Genomic DNA, 20280 nt, shown 5'->3' with positions numbered 1-20280 from the left:
CGGCACGGAACCCGTTGTCATCGTGTTCAGTATGAACCACCGGAACCCAGCGGTTATTGCCAGCTCTTACTGACCGGTGCCACCCATCAACCGCTCGACATATTTCGCGATGATGTCCACCTCGAGGTTCACCCGGGTGCCCACCTCGGCCTTGCCGAGGGTGGTGAGCTCACGGGTGGTGGGGATCAACGAGACCTCGAACCAGTCGTCGCCGACCGCGGACACCGTCAGGGAGATCCCGTCGACGGTGATGGAGCCCTTTTCGACCACATACCGCGACAGCTCGCGCGGCAGTGCGATCCGCACCACTTCCCAGTGTTCGGACGGGGTGCGGGAGACCACCTCACCAGTGCCGTCGACGTGGCCCTGCACGATGTGGCCGCCGAGCCGGCTGTTGACGGCCGCGGCGCGCTCCAGGTTGACCTGGCTGCCCACGCCGACACCCCCGAGGCTGGACCGGTTGAGGGTCTCGCCCATGACGTCGGCGGTGAAGGCACCGTCGGGCAGCACGTCCACCACGGTCAGACACACGCCGTTCACCGCGATCGAATCGCCGTGGCCCGCGTCAGCAGCGACAACAGGCCCGCGGATGGTCAATCGCGCCGCATCGGTCAACTCTTTCTTGTCGACCAATACGCCCAGCTCTTCAACGATTCCGGTGAACACAGCCCCCAGAGTATTGGAGCCTGCCCGCGGTCGGAGAAAGCAGCCCGTCACCGTGAGCCTCTACGATGCAGTCATGCAGACGCGCCCACGCTTCGCTGTCCAATCCTTGCTCGCAATCCTTTTCGCCGCGGTCGCATTGATCGCCGGATGTTCTGGCAAATCGGCGGACAAGTCCAACGAGCCGTTGCCGGACGGGGCCACCCTGGTCCAGCAGTCCACCGCGACCACCAAGGGCCAGCAGAGCGTTCACCTGCAGCTCACCACGCAGGGCACCGTCAGCGGGCTGCCGATCCAGAAGCTCGACGGTGACCTCACCAATTCGCCCGCGGTGGCCGCGCAGGGCACGGCCGACGTCACCGTGGCGGGTCAGAAGATCAGCGACGCCAAGTTCGCGGTCGTCGACAACGATCTGTGGGCGGCGCTGACCCCCGGTGATCCGCTGTCGAACTGGGGCCCGGCGGCCAACATCTACGACATCGCGGCCATCCTCAGCCCGGACAAGGGCCTCGCCAACATCCTGGCCAACTTCACCGACCCCAAGGCCGAGGGTCGGGAGACCATCGGCGGTGTCGACACCGTGCGGGTGACCGGGCAGGTCTCCGCCGACGCGGTCAACGCGATCGCCCCGTCCATCAAGGCCACCGCCCCGGTCCCGGCCGTGGCGTGGATCAAGTCCGACGGCGACCACGCGCTCATGCAGGCCAAGCTGACCCCCAGCGAGGGCAATAGCGTCACCATGACGTTGTCTGACTGGGGCAAGCAGGTCACCGTCGCCAAGCCTGCGGGCTGATGCCGATGCCCCGGACATCGAGCCGCGGAATCGCGATCAGCGCAGGCAGCCTCGCGGTGCTGCTGGGCGCCCTCGACACCTATGTCGTGATCACGATCATCGTCGACATCATGAAAGACGTCGGTATCGCGGTCAATCAGATCCAGCGGGTCACCCCGATCATCACGGGGTACCTGCTGGGCTATATCGCCGCGATGCCGTTGCTGGGCCGCGCGTCGGACCGGTTCGGCCGCAAGATGCTGATCCAGGTGGGCCTGGCAGGTTTTGCCGTCGGTTCGATCGTGACCGCGCTGTCCACCGACGTGACCGTGCTGGTCATCGGCCGGCTCATCCAGGGCTCGGCCAGTGGCGCCCTGCTTCCCGTGACGCTGGCGTTGGCGGCGGACCTGTGGTCCGCGCGTAACCGCGCGGGTGTGCTGGGCGGCGTGGGTGCGGCCCAGGAGTTGGGCGCCGTCCTGGGCCCGATGTACGGCATCGCGCTGGTATGGGTGTTCCACCACTGGCAGGCGGTGTTCTGGGTCAACGTGCCGCTGGCCCTGATCGCGATGGTGATGATCCACTTCAGCCTGCCTGCGAAGGACAAGGATCAGCCGCCCGAGAAGGTCGACGTCGTGGGCGGCGTGCTGCTCGCGATCGCGCTCGGGCTCACCGTGGTGGGGCTCTACAACCCGCAACCCGACGGCAAGCATGTGCTGCCGTCGTGGGGTATCCCGGTGCTCATCGCCGCTGCGGTGGCGACCGTCGCGTTCTTCGCGTGGGAGAAGGTCGCCAGGACGCGCTTGATCGACCCCGCAGGCGTCCACTTCCGGCCGTTCCTGGCGGCCCTGGCCGCGTCCCTGTGCGCCGGCGCGGCGCTGATGGTGACCCTGGTCAACGTCGAACTGTTCGGGCAGGGCGTGCTGGGCCAGGACCAGAACCACTCGGCGTTCCTGCTGCTGCGGTTCCTGATCGCACTGCCGATCGGCGCGCTCATCGGCGGCTGGCTGGCCACCAAGCTCGGCGACCGGCTCATGGTGTTCGCGGGCCTGCTCATCGCGGCGGGCGGTTTCGTCCTGGTCTCGCACTGGTCGGTCAATGTCCTGGCCGACCGGCACAACCTGGGCCTGTTCACGCTTCCCGTGCTCGACACCGATCTGGCGATCGTGGGCCTCGGCCTGGGTGTCGTGATCGGACCGCTGACGTCGTCGGCGCTGCGGGCCGTCCCCTCGGCCGAGCACGGCATCGCGTCGGCGGCAGTGGTGGTATCGCGCATGATCGGCATGCTGATCGGCATCGCAGCGCTGGGAGCCTGGGGCTTCTACCGGTTCAATCAGCACCTGGCGACGCTCGCCGCTGCGCACACCAACGCCAACATGTCGCTGGTCGAGCGCCTGACCGCGCAGGCGGCGCGTTATCGCGAGGCCTACGTGATGATGTACGGCGACATCTTCCTGAGCGCCGCCATCGTATGCGTCATCGGTGCGTTGCTCGGCCTGCTCATCGCGGGGCGCCACGAGCACGCCGAGGAGGTCCCGACCGAGGGCTCCGACGACCCCGACGATGCCGCGACCGAACTGATCAGCACGCCGACGCGGGTGACCAACGGGTCTGACGATCACCCGGGCCGGCACCGCAGTCAGTAGCTCAGCAGCGCTCGACACCTGGCCGGATGCGTGGTGGTTCATGACGAACCACCACGTGCCGGGCCGGAAGTACACCACGTAGCGGGGCGCAGATCAGTGCTTTGACGGTTCGCGGGGATATTCGTGGGTTCAGCGGGGACGTACTGAGCCAGTCTTGCAGAGCGGTCACGCTCGTGTTCCTTTGCTCAAGTTCACCGGGCGCACGTTCATCGGCGAAAGCGCTTTGGCACGAGTGTACCGAGACCGACCGACAACTGGCCGTCCCAGAACGGCCCTGCACCCGGTGAAATCGGCCCCTGGCCGGGGTGCCGCTCGGTAATCTCCAGCCATGACCGAGGCGTCGACATGCTGATGGCGGCGCTGCGTGACCTGCAGTGGCGACGCAGGCGATTCGCCATTGCCGTCATCGGCACCGGTCTGGTTTTCGCCATGACCCTGGTGCTCACGGGCCTGGCCAACGGCTTCCGGGTCGAGGCGCAGCGCACCGTCGACGCGCTGGGCCTCGACGCGTTCATGATCAAGGCCGGGGCGGCCGGCCCCTTCCTGGGCTCGGCGCCGATTCCGATGGCCGAAGTCCAACGGGCCGAACGCCTTCCAGGGATCACGGCGGCGGTGCCGGTGGTGTACGGCAGCTCGACGATCCCCGACGGCGCGTCGCCGCGCAACGTCAACGTGTTCGGCGTACCGGAGCGGGGCCCGGGCGCGCCCGCGGTGGTCACCGGCCGCTCCCCCGCGACGCCCGACGAAGTTGCCGCCTCGACGACCATGGGCCGCGCCGTCGGAGCCGACGTCGACATCGGCGCGCGGCGGCTGCACGTCGTGGGCCTCGTCGACGATTCCACCGCCCTGGCCGGCCAGGCCAACGTCTACCTCACCGTCACCGGCGCGCAGCAGCTGCTGTTCTCCGGACAGCCGCTCATATCGTCGATCGGCTTGCGCGGCAAGCCCACCGGGGCACTCGACGGCTAACCGGGTGGTCGACCGCGGCGGCGCGGTGGACGACATGGTGCGGCCGCTGCGGGGCGCCAACCAGGCGATGACGCTGATGGCGGGGTTGCTCTGGGCGGTCGCCGCGATGATCGTCGGCTCGGTGGTGTACCTGTCCGCGCTCGAACGCACCCGGGATTTCGCGGTCTTCAAGGCGGTCGGGGTGGCCACGCGGTCGATCCTCGCCGGCCTGGCGACGCAAGCCGTTCTGGTTGCCGTGCTCGCGGCCCTGCTCGGCAGCGGCCTGTCGATCGTGTTGGGCCCACTGTTCCCGATGCGCTGTGACGTGCCGACGGTCGCGTTCACCGCGCTACCACTCATCGCCGTGGTGATCGGCCTGCTGGCCAGCATCGCCGGGCTGCGCCGGGCGGTCGGGGTCGACCCTGCACTTGCGTTCGGAGGACCCTGACCGTGGCCGATCTGCGCATCAAGGATCTCGTCGTCGAATACTCCAGCGGCGACTATGCCGTCCGGCCGATCGACGGCCTCGACCTCGAAGTCGAGGCTGGCTCGTTGGCAATTCTGTTGGGCCCCAGCGGATGTGGCAAGACCACGCTGCTGTCCTGCCTCGGCGGCATCCTCAAACCGGCGGCCGGGCGCATCGAGTTCGGCGACATCGACGTCACGGCGTTGGCCAGCCGGGAACTCTCGTCCTATCGACGCGACACCGTCGGCATCGTCTTCCAGGCGTTCAACCTCGTGCCCAGCCTGACCGCGCTGGAGAACGTGATGGTGCCGATGCACGCGGCAGGGATGTTCCGGCAGGACGCGCGCCGGCGCGCCGAAGAACTGCTCACCCGCGTCGGCCTCGAACACCGGATGCGCCATCGCCCAGGCGATCTGAGCGGCGGGCAGCAGCAGCGCGTCGCGGTGGCACGGGCCATCGCCCTCGACCCGCCGCTCATCCTGGCCGACGAGCCCACCGCCCACCTCGATTTCATCCAGGTCGAGGAGGTGCTGCGGCTCATCCGTGAGCTCGCCGCAGACGAGCGCGTCGTGGTCGTCGCCACGCACGACACGCGCATCCTGCCGCTGGCCGATCAGGTGGTCGAGTTGGTGCCGCACATGACCGAGGCCCACGAGGGCCCGGAAACGGTGCGGTTGCGGGCCGGTGACGTGTTGTTCGCCCAGGGCACGATGGGTTACCTGATCTACGTGGTGACCGCGGGTGAGATTTCCATCTCCCGCGAATTGGCAACGGGCGGTGAGGAAATGGTCAGGATCTCCACACCCGGCGATTACTTCGGCGAGATGGGTCCGCTGTTCGGGCTCCCGCGGTCGGCCACCGCGCGGGCCCGCACCGACGCCACCGTCGTGGGCTACACCGTGCAGGCATTCCGGGAACGGCTCGGCCCCACCGGTGTGCGCAGCCTCATCGAGCACCGCTCGCTGGACGACGAATAGCCCGACGGCTCAGCCGGGCACGAGGCTGAGCAGCACGTCGGGACCGATCGGCTCGACCCCGTCGAAGCGCCAGCGCTGCGCCTGGGCGATGCTGAGCACACCGACATCGTCGACCGCAGTGATGGGGCCGCCCAACAGGATCGGTGCCACGTAGGCGATGATCCGGTCGACCGCACCGGCACGCAGGAACGCGCCGGCCAACGTCGGGCCACCCTCCAGCAGCACATCGGTCCGGTCGGCGAGGAACTTGATCACCTCGTGCGGATCGTGGGTACGGATCACCATCGTGCGCGAATCATCGTTGAGCACTTTGGCTTCCGACGACACCTCGCGGTACCCGACCACGACGCGCAGGGGCTGGTGCTCGGCGAGGCTGCCGTCGGCCAGGCGCGCCGTGAGCGCCGGATCGTCGGCGAACACCGTGCCGGTGCCGACCACGATGGCGTCGATCACCGCACGCCTGCGGTGCACGTCGGCGCGTGCCGCCGGGCTGGTGATCCACTGGCTGGAACCGTCGGCGGCGGCGCTGCGGCCGTCCACGCTGGTGGCGAACTTCCACGTAACGTGCGGCAGACCGGTGCGCTGCTTGTGCAGCCACTCGCGCAACGGACCACGCGAGACCTCGTCGGCCAGCACACCGGACACCACCACGACACCCGCATCGGCCAGCCGTGCCGCGCCCCCAGCGGCCACTTCGTTGGGATCGGAGACCGCGTACACCACCGTCGAAACACCCGCTGCCACAAGCGCATCGACGCACGGCGGGGTGCGGCCGTGATGGTTGCACGGCTCCAGGGTGACCACCGCGGTGCCGCCGAGCGCCCGCTGCCCGGCCCGGCGCAGCGCCATCACCTCGGCGTGCGGGCCGCCGGGCGGCTGAGTCGCGCCCACCCCGACGACCTGACCGTCGCGGTCGACGATGACAGCGCCGACGGGCGGGTTGGGATATGTGGTGCCCTTGACGCCGTTTGCCTGTTCGATCGCCAGGCGCATCGTGGCGTCGGTCGCCGGTGCGCTCATCGCACCCTCAGGGCCGCGGCGAACATCGCGTCGGTGCCATGCCGGTGCGGCCACAGCTGCACGTGCGGTCCGGCACCGAGGTCGTCGACCGGGGCGAACAGCTCTCGGGTGTCCAGCGCGGTCACCGGCTGGCGGCGCAGCGCATCGGCCACCACCCCGACGGTCTCGGCCAGGTGCGGCGAACAGGTCGCGTAGAGCACGACCCCGCCCGGCCGGGTCAGCTTGATGGCGGCGGCCAGCAGCTCCTTCTGCAGTTTCGCCAGGCCGGGCACGTCGCCGGGGGCGCGACGCCAGCGGGCCTCCGGGCGGCGCCGCAGCGCACCGAGTCCCGTGCAGGGCGCATCGACCAGCACGCGGTCGAAGCCCGGGGGCAGGCCCGAGTCGCGGCCGTCCACGCGATGCACGTCGACGCCCAAGCCGCGGGTGTTCTCCTCGACCAGGTCAGCGCGGCGCTCCCCCGGCTCGACGGCGGTGATCCTGGCGCCCGAGGCGGCCCCGATCGCGGCCAGCAGTGCGGTCTTGCCACCCGGTCCGGCGCACAGGTCCAGCCACCGGCCGGTGTCCGGCCCGTCGAGCTCAGCCACCGTCAGGGCCCGGGCCACCAACTGGCTGCCCTCGTCCTGAACCTGGGCGGCGCCGTCGCGCACGGCGGGAAGCCGCCCCGGATCGCCGCCGGGCAGATACACCGCATACGGCGAGTACTTGCCGACGGTGCCGTCGGCCTGCTCGGCGAGTTCGTCGGCCGTCAACACACCGGGCCTGGCCGCCAGATGAACCAGCGGACGCTCGTCGTCGCTGGTCAGCAGGGCGTCGAGTTCGCTGGCTCGCGCACCGAGGGCGTCGGCGAACGCCTGGGCGATCCAGCGCGGATGGGCATGCACGAACGCCGAGTGCCCGACCGGGTCGGTGGCCGCCGGCGGGGCCAGCTCGTCGGCCCAGGCCTGCTCGTCGCGAGAGGCAATGGTGCGCATCACCCCGTTGACGAAACCTGCTCTGGCCGTGTCGAATTCGATACCGGCCTGGTCGACGGTGGTGGACACCGCGGCGTGCGGCTCGACCCGCGTGCGCAGCAACTGGTAGGCGCCCAGCCGCAACAGATCGAGCAGCACGGGATCGATGTTCTCGGTGGACCGCCCAGCCGCCTTTTCGATCACCGCGTCGAGCAGCCCGCGGGCGCGGCAGGCACCGTAGGTCAGCTCGGTCGCGAAAGCGGCGTCCCTGCCCTCGATCTTGCGTTCGGTCAGCAACGCCGGCAGCGCCAGGTTGGCGTAGGCATCGCGCTCGGACACCGCGCGCAGCACATCGAACGCCGCGCGGCGCGCCGGATCCAGTGGGGTGCGCCGCGGCTGACGCTTGCGTTGCGGTGGCCGCCTGTCGGGCCGGGTCATGAGGCTCGTACCGATTCGTCGAGCCGGGCACCTCGCGCCCAGTCGGCGGCGTTCATGAGTTTCTTGCCCGGCGGCTGGATCTGGCCCAGCCGCACCGGCTGAGAACCCGTGCCCACCACCACATCCTTGCGGTGCACCTGGATCACCCCCGGAGCCAACGGATCGGCATCGTCGACCACCGTCACCGGGCCCACCTTGACCCGCTGGTCACCGATCATCGTCCAGGCGCCAGGGTTGGGAGTGACCGCCCTGATGTGCCGGTCGACGACATGGGCGGGCAGATCCCAGCGCACCTTGGCCGACTCCACCGTGATCTTCGGCGCGATGGTGACACCGTCGGACGGCTGCGGCACCGCGGTCAGCGAGCCGTCGGCGATCCCGTCGATCGTGGCCTCAAGCAGTGCTGCACCCGAAACGGCAAGGCGGCCAAGCAGGTCGCCCGCGGTGTCGGTGCTGCCGACAGCTTCTGTGACCACCCCGTAGACGGGGCCCGAATCCAACGCCGGTTCGATGAGGAACGTGGTCGCACCGGTGACGGTGTCCCCCGCGCCGATCGCCGCCTGCACCGGTGCCGCACCGCGCCACGCAGGCAGCAACGAGAAGTGCAGATTCACCCAGCCCCGCGCCGGGACCGCCAGCAGCCGCCGGCTCAGCAGCGCGCCGTAGGCCACCACGGCGCAGCAGTCCGGGGCCAGTTCGGTGAGTTCGGCGACAAATTCGTCATCGTTGGGCCGCGCCGGGCGCAGCACCGGGATGTCGTGCTCCAGCGCCAGCTTCGCCACCGGCGAGGGCGCGGGCTTGCCCCGGCGGCCTGCGGCGGCATCCGGGCGGGTGAGCACGGCGACGACTTCGTGACGCGGCGAGTCGATGAATCGGCGCAGCGACGGCAGCGCGGGTTCGGGGGTTCCGGCAAAGACGAGTCGCACCGCGCCAGTGTAGTGGCGCCCCGTCGGCTACTTGGGTGTCCGGTAGTACTCGCGTTCGGAGACCCCCGCGAGCGGTGCCACATACATCCCGGGGATGGTGCCGACCAACCGGTTCAGCGTGGCCACCGCATCGTTGTAGTACTGGCGGGCGAAGGCGAGGTTGTTCTCGGTGTCGGCCAGGTTCTTCTGCAGGTCCAGGAAGTTGTTCGACGAGTTGAGCTGCGGATAGGAGCTGCCCAGTGCCAGCACGCCGGCCAGGGCGTTGTCCAGATTCTGCTCGGCGGCGCTGCGCTGGGCGACCGACGTGCCGCCGGTGGCCGAAGCCAGGGCGGCCTTTGCAGAGCTCACCCGGTCGAGGATCGCCTGTTCATGTGTGGCGAAGCTCTGGACGGTGTGCACCAGTGCCGGGATGAGCGCGGCACGACGGGTCAGTTCGACGTCGATGCCGCTGAGCGCCTCGGACACGGTGATGTCCGCTGCGCGAATCTTGTTGTAGCCAGCCACAAATCCGAACAGCACGAGCACGGCGAGCGCCAGCACCACGACCAGCAGCACCGTCACCATGACCCACCTCCTCCTCCGCCGCCGCCACCCCCGCCGCCACCGCTGAATCCCCCGCCGCCGCTGAATCCTCCGCCACTCGACGACGATGACTGCGTCGCGGTGTACGCGCCGATCGATGACGACAGCGCCGAATCGAAACTGTCGAAGCTCATGCCCGAGGATCCGCCGGTCAAGGCCCAACCACCGCCCGACGACGAGTGATACCAATCCGGTTGCGGAGCAACAGAACCCGTGACGTCCTGGTACTTCTTGGCCCACAGTGCCGCGGCGCCTGCGGCCACCGCGAACGGGATGTAGGCGGTGTAGAGATCCTTGCGCGCGGCGAAATCGAACCGGGTCTCGGCCGAGTCTGTGGTCAGGAGCCGATGGAATCCGCCCACCCGCGACCAGAGTTCACGTCCCGCTTCGGTGCGCCGGGTGCCCAGCCCGGCACGCCACGACCGCGCCGTGACCAAAAAGAACACCGCGAACGGCAGACCCCACATGGTCACGCCGGCACCGAACCACGTCAGGAAACCGCACACTGCGAGCACGAGCGCCACCGCGTTGGCGCCACGCAGCCACAATTCCTCGGGGCGTTTGACCATGAGGTCGTCGTCCAGGGCCCACTTGCGAACCGCCGCAGCCAGATTGGTCTTGGCCTTGGTGAGTTTCTCGCCCGAGCTCGCCGTCTTCCTGGCACGGAATTCGGCGTCTTTGTAGGAGATCCTGAGCGCGACTCCCACGGCGGCAGCGACCGGGTCGACCTCGGTCCACGCCGACTGGCTGGCGAGGCCGCGGATGTTCCACTGCTCGGCGTTGACCTGACGCAGTTCGATGAGGCCGCGGTCGGCGAGATGGAACAGCGTCGCCGTCAGCGCGCTCTTCGGAATCGCTTCGGTCCGGATGTACTCGGCTTGCACCGGGCCGATTCCATCCGGAGGTGCGTACTGCAGCGGGAAGCTCGGCGGACGTTCTGCGGTGCGCCGCCACCAACCGAACGCGATCAGGCCCAGCGCCACCGACAGTGCGGCCACCCAGATCACGCCGGCCACGGAGCGGCCCAGCACCTGATCCCAGGTGTACGGCCAGGGCAGCGTGGGCTGCGGAGGAGTGGGCACGTCGACACCGGCGCGCAGCGTGACGGGGACGTGCGGATCCAGATTGACGGCGCTGAGCCGGACGGTGTCGCCCGAGGTGGTCAGGTCCGTGCAGGCCCGGCCCACTCCGTAGCCCACGCTGCACTGGGCGCCGGTGACCGCTGCCGGAAGGGTGACGCTGACTCTGAACCGGCCGATGTGGTTGTTCCACGCCGGGGCAAGGACATTCCAGTAGAACGCCGAAGCGGAGTTGGGATCGCCGACGGATCCCGCGAACGTTTTGTCGGCGCCGACTCGTCCGGGGGCCAGCACACCGTCGACGGTGTAGCGGATCTCGAACACTTGGATGCCGTCGCTGAGCGTGCGGTTCGGGTCACCGATCTTGGCCACCACGAACCGCCCGCCGTCCTCGTCGAGCATCTCGTATGGGGCCGGGGCCCCGTTGAGTCGGATGGAGGTGACCGTTGGCGGTTGACGCAGCCGCGGATTGTTGGGGTTGGCCACATCCCAGTACCGGAAGAGCCCGTGGCGGCCGGGCGGGAAATCCGCGGTGATGGTCTCGACCGCGGTCAGCCGGCCGTCGGCGCCGACGGTGAGATCCGCCGCGTAGTCGGTGATGATGACCGGGTCGTCGGTTCGCGCTGCACCACCGCCGCTGGGCCAGAACACGGGCCAGAGCAGTCCAAACACGATGAGCGCCAAGGCGAGCGACCACGCAATGACCCGACGCATGACACCTCCCGTCCGGCGCGTACCGATCATCCGGTTCGATGTCCGCCCTACCCTATGTGCAACGGGTCGATTTGCACACGTGAAGGCTCTTGTTCCCGCCGGGCACTGAGCACGACCGTCGCGCGGCGCAGCGCGGCCGCCAGCGCCAACCCGTCGTTGCGCGGCACCCGGACCAGCATGCGCGTCACGTCGGAGTCCGGTTCGAGCCCGGGCGGACGCCGCGCGCCCGGGGGCAACTCGACCGGCCCGAGCAGTTCGGCCGAGTCGGGAAACTGCGCGGCGTCCAACAGGGCCGTCACCGCGGGGCCGGTACCGTCGACCGCCGCCATGTGCACCGCCGGCGGCAACCCGACCTCGCCGCGGGCGTCGAGCTCGGCGTCGGCATGGCCCACGGGATCCCAGCGGATCAGCGACTGCACGGTGGGTATGGCCGCCTCGGCCACCACCGCGACCACGCCGCCGTCGCTGCGCGGACGCACCAGGGCTGCGGCGGCCATCCAGCGCCGCAGGGTGTCCTCGGCGGCTCGCAGGTCCTGCCGGCCCAGCAGCGCCCAGCCGTCGAGCAGCAGGGCGGCGCCGTAGCCGCCCTCGGCCACCGGTTCGGCGCCCGGTGTGCAGACCACCAGCGCGGGTCCCTCGCCCACGGCGGCCACCACGGCCTCGCCACCGGAGGTGATCACGCTGGCGCCCGGGAAGGCACGACCGAGTTCCTCGGCCGTGCGACGGGCCCCAACGACGACGGCGCGTACGGCATCAGAACCGCAGCGCACGCACCGCAATGTCGGCTCGGGGCGCCCACACCATCGGCATTCGGCGGCCGCGCTGTCGCGGTCCGGCAGCGCCATCGGGCCGGTGCAGTGCCTGCAGCGGGCGATCGTGCGACATCGGGCGCAGGCCAGCGCGGGAACGTAGCCGCGGCGCGGTACCTGCACCAGCACCGGGCGCTGGGCCTGCAACGCCGAACGAGCGGCCTGCAACGCCATCGACGGCAATCGCGCGGTGCGCGCGGCGGGATCACGCTCCTGCGCGTAGCCGCTGTCCTCGAGCGCCACCACCCGGGCTGCGGCGGCGCGGACCACCGGCCGGGCCGCCACCAGGTCGTGGGCCCAGCGAGTGCGCACCAGGGCCTGTGCTTCGGCCGTGCGGGCATACCCGCCGATCATTGCCGCGCAACGCAATTGGTGTGCCCGCAGCATCGCCACCTCGCGGGCGTGGGGATACGGCGCGCGGGGCTCCGCGAGGTTGTCGTCGCCGTCGTCCCACACCAGGACCAGGCCGAGATCCCGGACGGGGGCGAACACCGCACTGCGGGTGCCGATCACCAGCCGGGCATCTCCGCGCAGCACCGACAGCCAGCGCCGGTACCGCTGCGCCGGGCCGAGGCCGGCCGACAACGCCGCGACCCGCGACGCCGGGACATGCTCGACAGCAGCCGCATACAACGCGTCGACGTCGCGCTGGTCGGGCATGATCGCCAGCACACCGTGGCCCGAGCACACGGTCACCGCCGCTGCTTCGGCGAGGCGTCGCGGCCACTGCTCGCCGGGCAACGCCTGCCATACCGCGCGGGCGGCGCGGCCGTCGCGCAACGCCGTCAGGAACTGTTCGCCGCGCCCGTAGCGCGCCCATCCCGCAGTGTCGACGGCCGCCTGCGGCACCGGATCCGGTTCGGCCGGTGTCTGTTTCTCCACCGTGGCGTGCCGCGGCGGCACCGCCAGGCGCAGCACGTCGGCCCGGGTACCGGCGTAGCGCGCCGCGACCGCGTCGACCAGCCGTCGGACCTCGGCGGTGAGCACCGATTCGGGCGACACCACGCGATCCAGCCAGCCCAGCTTGCCCGTGTGCTCGGTATCCGAACGGCGCTCCAGCAGGAACGCGTCGACCAGCCGGCCGTGAAACCGCACCCGGACACGGACCCCCGGCTGCGCGTCGTCGGACTGCTCGGCGGAGACCAGGTAGTCGAATTCGCGGTCCAGATGCGGCACCGACAGCATCGGCAGGACTCGCGCGATGGGCTCGTGCTCGGCTGCCTGCCGGGTGGTGGTCACGGCGCCGGTGTACCAGAAGGCCCTGACGTCCGGGCGAAGAACAGCCCGGCGGTGATGAGCAGCAACGACGCCGCGTACGCCCACCAGATCGGGACCGCAAGCAGCTGATCACCGCGCACGAACTGGCTGATCCCGATCATCGAGTCCGACACCGCGAACGTCACCGCGCCCAACGCTGTCCACGGGGTCGGTAACGCGGCCAGCAGCGCCGTGCACACCATGGCGCCGAGCACCGCGATGTAGGCCGTCACCGGCACTGCCATGCCCTGCTCGAGCAGCCGCGGCCAGAACCAGACCAGCAGCGTCAGGCACGCCGCGACGGTGGCGGCAACCGCGACGAGCCGCGGCGTCGTTCGGCGCGCCAGCGGCGACAGCGCGGCCAGGAAACACAGGTGCGCCACCAGGAACGCGCCCAGGCCCAAGACGAACGACGGCTGCCACCACGGCATCGCCAGCAGGAAATCCCCCGCCGCCGAAAAGCTCAGTGCGCCAACCAACCACCGTCGTTCGCGGGCGATCGGATGGCCCAGCGCGGCGACCGCGAGCAGTACCGCCGTCAGCGCTTTGACGGCGGGCTGTCCGGGGAACTGGCCGGTGAGATCTGCCCCGGCCGGCAGGCCCGTCGCCGCCACGATCAGGAAGACCCCGTAGCCCGCCGCGACGACCGCAGCCGCGACCCACAGCCACGCCGTGCGGCGGTGTGCGTACGGTGACGGAGTGTCTGTTGCTGACGAGAAGCCGGCTGTCGATGCCATCCTGCAGAAGGTACTGCAGGTGGTGCCGTTCCAACTCTCCACCGCCGACGGTGTTGACGAGGCCCGACGGAAGTTCAAGGAACTGCCCCGCCGCGGCGTCCATCCGGAGGTCGTGACCGAGGACCGCACCATCGAGGGTCCGGCAGGCCCCATCCCGCTGCGGGTGTACCGGCCGCCGACGGCCGACGGGACGACGCTGCCGGTCGTGGTGTTCATCCATGGTGGCGGCTGGTCGGTCGGTGATCTGGACACCTACGACGGCATCGCCCGCGACCACGCCGTACGCGCCCACGCCGTGGTGGTGTCGGTGGAGTACCGACTGGCGCCCGAACATCCGTTCCCGGCCGCCGTCGACGACGCCTGGGCCGCCACGCAGTGGGTGGCCGCCCACGCCGCCGAACTGGGTGCGGACCCGGACCGACTGGCGGTCGCCGGCGACTCGGCCGGCGGCAACCTCAGCGCGGTCATGGCGCAGCTGGCGCGCGACGCAGGCGGTCCGAGGATCCGGTTCCAGCTGCTGTGGTACCCGGCCACCACCGGGGACACCTCGCTGCCGTCGTTCAAAGAGAACGCCGATGCCCCGATCCTGGACCTGGCCGCGGTCAAGGGTTTCACCAAGTGGTACGTCAGCAAGGACGTCGACCTGACCAATCCTCCGGCAACGCTGCTGCCTGCGCGGGCCGAGAGCCTGGCCGATCTGCCGCCCGCCTATATCGCGACCGCGGGCCATGATCCGCTGCGCGACGACGGTGCCCGCTACGCCGAACTGCTGCGCGCGGCCGGGGTGCCCGTCGAACTGCACGTCGCCGAGACGCTGGTGCACGGCTACCTCGGATACGTCGGCGTTGTGCCCGCTGCGACCGAGGCATCCGAGCGGGCGCTGGCCGCGCTGCGGGCCGCCTTGCACGGATGATCAGTTCTCCGGCGAGCAGACGTAAAAGTTCGCGACAACCCGCATTTCGGGGACCTTCACGTCTGCTCGCCAAGTGTCAGTGACCGCCGGGCTGCTGGTTCGACGGGTTCGCCCCGTTGTACTGGCTCTGCCCGCCGTACTGGTTGCGCTCGTTGGGTCGCTGATCCTGCCAGCCCGGGCGCTGCTGCACGGTCTGTGTGGCCGTCGACGTCTCGGTCTGCGTCTGGGTTTCGGTTTGTGTGGCCGTGGCCGTGGCCGTGGCGGTGTCGGTCTGCGTGACGGTATCGGTGGCCGGCGCCTGCCCCTGTTCGTGATGGTGCGGCGCCCCGCCGCCCTCACCGCCCCCGCCGCCTGACGAGCTACCGCTGTCGTTGGCGGAGGTCGTCGCGGTCGTCGTCGTGGTGGTGGTCGTGGTCGTGCTGGATTTCTGCGGCGCTGAGCCGTTCGAGCCGCACGCCACCGCGAACGCGGCCGCCAGTGCAGCCATGCCGAGTGCAAGGGCGGCGCGGCGGCGCCAGGGGGTCTTCTCCATCGTCATTGCATAGATTCCTTCCGGTTGGATGCGTTGAGCAACCGGGTTATCTTGATCAACCGCAATGGGAAACCACTGGGCTCCAGCTATGTTCACGCTGTGCGCGGACATGTCAGCAAAGGCAGATGCGCAGGATTTTCCCGCCATCGACGGCCATTCCCGTCGGATACCGTTAGCAGGTGCCGGACGTTTCCGTGACCAGAAATCAGATGCGCAGCGTGTTGAGCAGCGTCTGTATAGGCTGCTCGGCGGCAGCCGCTGTTGGCGCCATCCTCATCCCGATCATCATGTGGGCCACCAGATCACCCACCGACATGGTCGCGGTCTCACAGACCGGCACCGCCGCGTCAACCATGATCATCGGCGTTTGTGTGCTGTTCCGGTTGGTGCCTGGGCTGATCGGACGCCGATCGCCGTGGGTCATGAGGATGCTCGTCGACGTGGTTGCGGTGATGCTGGGTGTGTGGGTTGCCTGGAGCATCTATCGCACCTACCCCGGTCGCGCCGCGCTGCCACTGGTGGACTCCACCGGCGCATCGTTGCTCGCTGCGGAGGCGATGCTCGCGCACTCGTCGCCGTGGTGCTCGGGGTGACTGCGGCGGCGGGCGATGCGCCACCCAACCGGCGAATAGCGTTGTGCACCTTTGTCGTTGTCGCCGTCGTCCTCCCGGTTGCGATCCATCGTTCGGTCGACGATTACCGTGCCCGCATCTGGTACCCGAGTCTCACCGCAGCGGCTGCTGCGCCGGCCCCGGCTCCCTCCTCGATCGGCCCGGTCACATACCGGCTCTCCTACGCGCGGGACGTCCGCCCCATTGGTAACGGTTTCATACTCACTGCCGATGACGCGGTGACGGCCTACGACGGCCAGTCTGGCGTAGCCCGTTGGCGTGCAACCGGTTTCGGCTCAACCGCAGCTGGCGCCCCGCACCACGTCGAGGTGGCATGGCGTGACCGCAACGATGTGGCAGGCGTTGTCGTGTTGTTCCTCGGCGGTGCCGTGGTCGCGCTCGACGGCAGCACTGGCGATGTGATCTGGCGCCGACAGCACGACGGCACCGTGACGGCTGCCGCAGGCGGTATCGACGCGCTCGGCATGACGGTATTCACCGCCGACGACAGTTCTGACCGCACGCGCTTCTATTCGCTCGACCCGGCCAGCGGACACGTGCGCTGGACGAGACCCACCGACTGCAGCGATCCGACCCTCGTCCCGGGTACTCCCGGCCAGTTCGCCTATGGGTGCGGCATGACTCCGAAGGTCATCGATGCGCACACGGGAAAAACCACCGACATGCCGGGCAAGTACAACCCTCCCGAGGCAGGCTCGGACGTCTACGTCTACGAACAATCCGACGCTCCGTATGCCGAGGGCACCCCGGCAACCACTGCCGTCATCCAGGTCCTCGACCCAGGCGGTCAGGTCGTCGATGAGATCCACGGTGCACGCCCAATGTCTCGGGCCGACAACGGCCTATTGCTCGTTTACTCGAGCGAGGGAGCCTGGCTGATGCGCAACTATCGGACGCATCAGTCACATCCGGTCCAGGTCGACGCACGCAATGGCGTGAACCACGTCAGGACCACCTGGCTCAAGGGCGGTCTCGTCGTCGCGACCGAACTCGACCACTCGGGGCGTATCCAACTCATCGACGGGCCCGCTCAGGTCCCTACCAGCACCGAGAGCCCATGCCGAGGCGGTACAGATGTGCAGGACCTCTACACCGTCGCGGGCGCCATCGTCGTCACCTGCTATGGCGGCCAGCTCTTCGGCCTGGTATCCGACAGCCGTTGAGAATCGAGCGCGAGCAGACGCCAAAGGCCCCCGAACACCGGCGTGTCGGGGGCCTTTGGGACTGCTCGCGAGAAAAACGCTAGACAGAAGCCTTCAGGTCATCGACCTTGTTGAGCTGCTCCCAGGGCAGCTCGACGTCGGTGCGGCCGAAGTGGCCGTACGCGGCGGTCTGGGCGTAGATGGGGCGCAGCAGGTCGAGGTCGCGGATGATGGCGCCGGGCCGCAGGTCGAACACGCTGCTGATGGCCTTCTCGATGCGGGCGGGGTCCACGGTTTCGGTGCCGAAGGTCTCGACGAACAGACCCACCGGGGCGGCCTTGCCGATCGCGTAGGCCACCTGGACCTCAACGCGTTCGGCCAGTCCCGCTGCGACGACATTCTTGGCCACCCAGCGCATCGCGTATGCCGCGGAGCGGTCCACCTTTGACGGATCCTTGCCGGAGAACGCGCCGCCGCCGTGACGGGCCCAGCCGCCGTAGGTGTCGACGATGATCTTGCGCCCGGTCAGTCCGGCGTCGCCCATCGGGCCGCCCAGCACGAACTTGCCGGTCGGGTTGACCAGCAGGCGGTAGTCGGAGGTGTCGAGGGTCTCGTGGCCGAGATCGTTGAGAACGGTGTTGACGACCTTCTCCCGAATGTCCGGCGTCAGCGTCGCGTCCAGGTCGACGCCCTCGGCGTGCTGGGTCGACAGCACGACGGTGTCGAGCCGGACCGGGGTCTTGCCGTCGTACTGGATGGTGACCTGGGTCTTGCCGTCGGGACGCAGGTAGTCGAGCACGCCGTTCTTACGGACCTCGGTGAGCCGGCGGGCCAGCCGGTGCGCCAGCGCGATGGGCAGCGGCATGAGTTCGGGGGTGTCGCTGATCGCGTACCCGAACATCAGGCCCTGGTCCCCGGCGCCCTGGGCGTCCAGCGGGTCACCTGCGCCCTCGACGCGGGCCTCGTGCGCGGTGTCGACGCCTTGGGCGATGTCCGGGGACTGCGATCCGATGGCGATGTTGACGCCGCACGAGGCGCCGTCGAAGCCCTTGGTCGACGAGTCGTAGCCGATCTCCAGGATGCGGTCACGCACGATCTTGGGAATGTCTGCGTAGGCGGAAGTGGTGACCTCGCCGGCGACATGCACCTGGCCGGTGGTCACCAACGTCTCGACCGCGACCCGCGACTTCGGATCCTGCTCCAGCAGCGCGTCGAGCACAGAGTCGCTGATCGCGTCACAGATCTTGTCGGGGTGCCCTTCGGTTACCGACTCACTGGTAAACAGGCGACCTTGGCTCACGGTCCGCTTCCTTTCCGTTCACGTATCAAAACCTACAAAAAGCTTAGTTAGGCGAATTATATCTCTGCCCAGTTTGCACCCAAGCGTGTCGAACGCCGTTGCGCAAGGCTTACCCGCACCGAAATTCGGACGCCGGTTCAGGCGCCGTAACTGCGCAGGAAAGCCGCGATCGAGTCCACGATACGGGTCGACATCAGCGTCTTCGATCCGTGCTCCAGGGCGACTTCGGTGCCGTCGGAGCCCAGCAACCATCCGTCGTTGTTGTCGACCTCGAAGGCCCGATTCTCCCCCACCGCGTTCACCACGAGCAGGTCACAGCCTTTGCGCTGCAGTTTTGCCCGGGCGTGGAACAGCACGTCGCCATTCGCGTCGCCGGTCTCGGCGGCGAACCCGACGATTGCACGCATATTTGGCAATTGCCCGTCGGCTCGTGCCCGCACCACGCCGGCGAGCACGTCGTCATTGCGGACCAGATCGATCGAACTCGGCTCGGATGCGCCCTTCTTGATCTTGCTGGTGGCAACGTGGGCCGGCCGGAAATCGGCGACGGCAGCCGCCATCACCAAGACGTTCGCACCCGGCGCCCGCTTGGACACCGCGTCCCGCAACTGGGTGGCCGAGCCGATGTGCAGCACCTCGACGCCGGCCGGGTCGACCAGGCCCGCGGTGTTCCCGGCGATCAGCGTCACCTCCGCGCCGCGCTGGGCCAGCACACGCGCCATGGCGTAGCCCTGCTTTCCGGAGCTGCGATTGCCGATGAACCGCACCGGATCGAGGGGTTCGCGGGTACCACCCGCAGTTACCAGTACTTTCACCCCGGAGAGGTCGTACGGCAGGGCGTCGCCACGGTCGAGCAGCAACTGCGCCAGGGTGGTGATCTCCTCGGCCTCGGGCAGGCGGCCCGCGCCGCTGTCCTGTCCGGTGAGGCGGCCCGAGGCGGGTTCCAGCACCACGGCGCCGCGGCGGCGCAGCGTCGCGACATTGTCGACGGTCGCCGGGTGGAACCACATCTCGGTGTGCATGGCCGGCGCGAACAGCACTGGACATCGCGCCGTGAGCAGTGTGGCGGTCAGCAGATCGTCGGCGCGTCCGGCGGCCGCGCGGGCCAGCAGGTCGGCGGTGGCCGGTGCGACGACGACAAGGTCGGCTTCCTGGCCGATCCGGACGTGCGGAACCTCGTGAACGTCTTCGAACACCCCGGTGTGCACCGGGTTTCCGGACAACGCCTCGAACGTGGCGGCACCGATGAACCGTAGCGCCGACTCGGTCGGGGCCACCCGCACGGAGTGGCCGGCCTCGGTCAGTTGTCGGACAACGGTGCACGCCTTATAGGCGGCGATGCCACCGGCGACCCCGACGACGATGCGCTTCCGCGTCGTGCTCATGCCATCTGCTCTTCGCCCGAGAGGCTCATCGACGCACGGCCCCGCCTACGTTATTCGCCCTCGGTGTGCTCGAGCAGATCCTCGTGGATCTCCCGCATCGCGATGGACAGCGGCTTCTCCTGCAGGCCGGGCTCGACGAGCGGGCCGACATATTCGAGGATGCCGTCGCCGAGCTGGTTGTAGTAGTCGTTGATCTGGCGCGCGCGCTTGGCGGCGTAGATCACCAGGGCGTACTTGCTCGACGCGCGGTCCAGCAACTCGTCGATGGGCGGGTTGGTGATGCCCAGCGGCGTGTCGTAGGCGCTGACGGCGGACGAATCGATGCCCAGATCGTCCGCAGCGGTCAGCTGCGCATCGGCATGCGGGGTGCTCACGAAAAGGTCTCCTGGCGGTTA

At 69.2% G+C, this 20280-nt stretch carries 18 protein-coding genes and 1 pseudogene; 7 read left to right on the top strand and 12 right to left on the bottom strand.

Features of this window, described 5'->3' with window-relative positions; genetic code table 11:
* Positions 1–66: 66 nt before the first annotated feature.
* The gene (locus RMCB_RS31150) at positions 67–666 is read right to left on the bottom strand and encodes a riboflavin synthase (RefSeq protein ID WP_062831826.1); all 600 of its coding nucleotides are present in this window, start codon (positions 664–666) and stop codon (positions 67–69) included.
* 73 nt (positions 667–739) lie between these two features.
* On the opposite strand from RMCB_RS31150, the gene RMCB_RS31145 reads away from it, so the two are divergent.
* The 4 genes and pseudogenes from RMCB_RS31145 to RMCB_RS31130 all read left to right on the top strand — a co-directional run bounded on the left by RMCB_RS31145 (position 740) and on the right by RMCB_RS31130 (position 5469).
* Positions 740–1456: an LppX_LprAFG lipoprotein gene (locus RMCB_RS31145; RefSeq protein ID WP_062831900.1), complete on the top strand. Its 717-nt coding sequence runs from the start codon at positions 740–742 to the stop codon at positions 1454–1456.
* Positions 1456–3078, top strand: coding sequence for an MFS transporter (locus RMCB_RS31140; RefSeq protein ID WP_062831825.1), 1623 nt, complete (start codon positions 1456–1458; stop codon positions 3076–3078). The genes RMCB_RS31145 and RMCB_RS31140 overlap by 1 nt, the downstream gene beginning before the upstream one ends.
* A gap of 345 nt (positions 3079–3423) precedes the next feature.
* Positions 3424–4474, top strand: a pseudogene (locus tag RMCB_RS31135) (ABC transporter permease).
* Positions 4475–4476: 2 nt separating this feature from the next.
* A complete protein-coding gene (locus tag RMCB_RS31130; protein ID WP_062831824.1) occupies positions 4477–5469 on the top strand; it encodes an ABC transporter ATP-binding protein in 993 nt (330 codons plus the stop codon).
* A gap of 9 nt (positions 5470–5478) precedes the next feature.
* Here the strand turns inward: RMCB_RS31130 and ribD are convergent, their stop codons facing one another.
* The 7 genes from ribD to RMCB_RS31095 are packed head-to-tail and all read right to left on the bottom strand — an operon-like array spanning position 5479 to position 13981.
* Positions 5479–6489, bottom strand: coding sequence for a bifunctional diaminohydroxyphosphoribosylaminopyrimidine deaminase/5-amino-6-(5-phosphoribosylamino)uracil reductase RibD (gene ribD / locus RMCB_RS31125; protein WP_062831823.1), 1011 nt, complete (start codon positions 6487–6489; stop codon positions 5479–5481).
* Complete coding sequence (locus tag RMCB_RS31120) at positions 6486–7877, bottom strand: RsmB/NOP family class I SAM-dependent RNA methyltransferase (protein ID WP_062831822.1); 1392 nt, start codon at positions 7875–7877, stop codon at positions 6486–6488. Before RMCB_RS31120 ends, ribD begins: the two co-directional genes overlap by 4 nt.
* Positions 7874–8803 carry a methionyl-tRNA formyltransferase gene (fmt, locus tag RMCB_RS31115; RefSeq protein ID WP_062831821.1) on the bottom strand — a complete coding sequence of 310 codons (930 nt, stop codon included), beginning with the start codon at positions 8801–8803 and terminating at the stop codon, positions 7874–7876. Before fmt ends, RMCB_RS31120 begins: the two co-directional genes overlap by 4 nt.
* 27 nt (positions 8804–8830) lie before the next feature.
* On the bottom strand, positions 8831–9367 hold the full coding sequence (locus tag RMCB_RS31110; protein ID WP_109784481.1) for a LemA family protein: 537 nt from the start codon (positions 9365–9367) through the stop codon (positions 8831–8833).
* The gene (locus tag RMCB_RS31105; RefSeq protein WP_062831898.1) at positions 9361–11178 is read right to left on the bottom strand and encodes a DUF2207 domain-containing protein; all 1818 of its coding nucleotides are present in this window, start codon (positions 11176–11178) and stop codon (positions 9361–9363) included. The genes RMCB_RS31110 and RMCB_RS31105 overlap by 7 nt, the downstream gene beginning before the upstream one ends.
* Before the next feature lie 47 nt (positions 11179–11225).
* Entirely contained in the window at positions 11226–13226 is a 2001-nt protein-coding gene (locus RMCB_RS31100; RefSeq protein WP_062831820.1) for a primosomal protein N', read from the bottom strand.
* Positions 13223–13981, bottom strand: coding sequence for a lysoplasmalogenase (locus RMCB_RS31095; RefSeq protein ID WP_084388658.1), 759 nt, complete (start codon positions 13979–13981; stop codon positions 13223–13225). The genes RMCB_RS31100 and RMCB_RS31095 overlap by 4 nt, the downstream gene beginning before the upstream one ends.
* Between RMCB_RS31095 and RMCB_RS31090 the strand changes: the two genes are divergently transcribed.
* Positions 13944–14894 (top strand): alpha/beta hydrolase, encoded by a 951-nt coding sequence (locus tag RMCB_RS31090; RefSeq protein WP_062831819.1) that lies wholly within the window; start codon positions 13944–13946, stop codon positions 14892–14894. The two genes, RMCB_RS31095 and RMCB_RS31090, sit on opposite strands and share 38 nt — an antisense overlap.
* A 76-nt stretch (positions 14895–14970) precedes the next feature.
* Here RMCB_RS31090 and RMCB_RS31085 read toward each other — a convergent pair whose 3' ends face one another.
* Complete coding sequence (locus RMCB_RS31085; protein ID WP_062831818.1) at positions 14971–15432, bottom strand: hypothetical protein; 462 nt, start codon at positions 15430–15432, stop codon at positions 14971–14973.
* Positions 15433–15605: 173 nt separating this feature from the next.
* On the opposite strand from RMCB_RS31085, the gene RMCB_RS36160 reads away from it, so the two are divergent.
* Together RMCB_RS36160 and RMCB_RS31080 are read left to right on the top strand one after the other, a co-directional pair.
* Complete coding sequence (locus RMCB_RS36160) at positions 15606–16019, top strand: hypothetical protein (protein WP_165606352.1); 414 nt, start codon at positions 15606–15608, stop codon at positions 16017–16019.
* Entirely contained in the window at positions 16016–17221 is a 1206-nt protein-coding gene (locus RMCB_RS31080; protein WP_165606351.1) for a BamB-related PQQ repeat family beta-propellar protein, read from the top strand. The genes RMCB_RS36160 and RMCB_RS31080 overlap by 4 nt, the downstream gene beginning before the upstream one ends.
* A gap of 79 nt (positions 17222–17300) precedes the next feature.
* Here RMCB_RS31080 and metK read toward each other — a convergent pair whose 3' ends face one another.
* From metK to rpoZ, 3 genes are all read right to left on the bottom strand, one after another.
* The gene (gene metK, locus RMCB_RS31075) at positions 17301–18500 is read right to left on the bottom strand and encodes a methionine adenosyltransferase (RefSeq protein ID WP_029372869.1); all 1200 of its coding nucleotides are present in this window, start codon (positions 18498–18500) and stop codon (positions 17301–17303) included.
* A gap of 137 nt (positions 18501–18637) precedes the next feature.
* The gene (gene coaBC / locus RMCB_RS31070) at positions 18638–19885 is read right to left on the bottom strand and encodes a bifunctional phosphopantothenoylcysteine decarboxylase/phosphopantothenate--cysteine ligase CoaBC (RefSeq protein WP_029372870.1); all 1248 of its coding nucleotides are present in this window, start codon (positions 19883–19885) and stop codon (positions 18638–18640) included.
* A gap of 50 nt (positions 19886–19935) precedes the next feature.
* Positions 19936–20259 carry a DNA-directed RNA polymerase subunit omega gene (gene rpoZ, locus RMCB_RS31065; RefSeq protein ID WP_029372871.1) on the bottom strand — a complete coding sequence of 108 codons (324 nt, stop codon included), beginning with the start codon at positions 20257–20259 and terminating at the stop codon, positions 19936–19938.
* Positions 20260–20280: the final 21 nt, after the last annotated feature.

Origin of the sequence: Mycolicibacterium brisbanense (genome assembly GCF_001570425.1) — a bacterium.
Taxonomy (GTDB): Bacteria; Actinomycetota; Actinomycetes; order Mycobacteriales; family Mycobacteriaceae; genus Mycobacterium; species Mycobacterium brisbanense.
This window is presented reverse-complemented; position numbering and strand designations above follow the sequence as displayed.

Coding starts and splice junctions, on each gene's coding strand:
- RMCB_RS31145 (WP_062831900.1), top strand. CDS start 740: ATGCAGACGCGCCCACGCTTCGCTGTCCAATCCTTGCTCGCAATCCTT.
- RMCB_RS31140 (WP_062831825.1), top strand. CDS start 1,456: ATGCCGATGCCCCGGACATCGAGCCGCGGAATCGCGATCAGCGCAGGC.
- ribD (WP_062831823.1), bottom strand. CDS start 6,489: ATGAGCGCACCGGCGACCGACGCCACGATGCGCCTGGCGATCGAACAG.
- RMCB_RS31120 (WP_062831822.1), bottom strand. CDS start 7,877: ATGACCCGGCCCGACAGGCGGCCACCGCAACGCAAGCGTCAGCCGCGG.
- RMCB_RS31110 (WP_109784481.1), bottom strand. CDS start 9,367: ATGGTGACGGTGCTGCTGGTCGTGGTGCTGGCGCTCGCCGTGCTCGTG.
- RMCB_RS31105 (WP_062831898.1), bottom strand. CDS start 11,178: ATGCGTCGGGTCATTGCGTGGTCGCTCGCCTTGGCGCTCATCGTGTTT.
- RMCB_RS31095 (WP_084388658.1), bottom strand. CDS start 13,981: ATGGCATCGACAGCCGGCTTCTCGTCAGCAACAGACACTCCGTCACCG.
- RMCB_RS31085 (WP_062831818.1), bottom strand. CDS start 15,432: ATGACGATGGAGAAGACCCCCTGGCGCCGCCGCGCCGCCCTTGCACTC.
- coaBC (WP_029372870.1), bottom strand. CDS start 19,885: ATGAGCACGACGCGGAAGCGCATCGTCGTCGGGGTCGCCGGTGGCATC.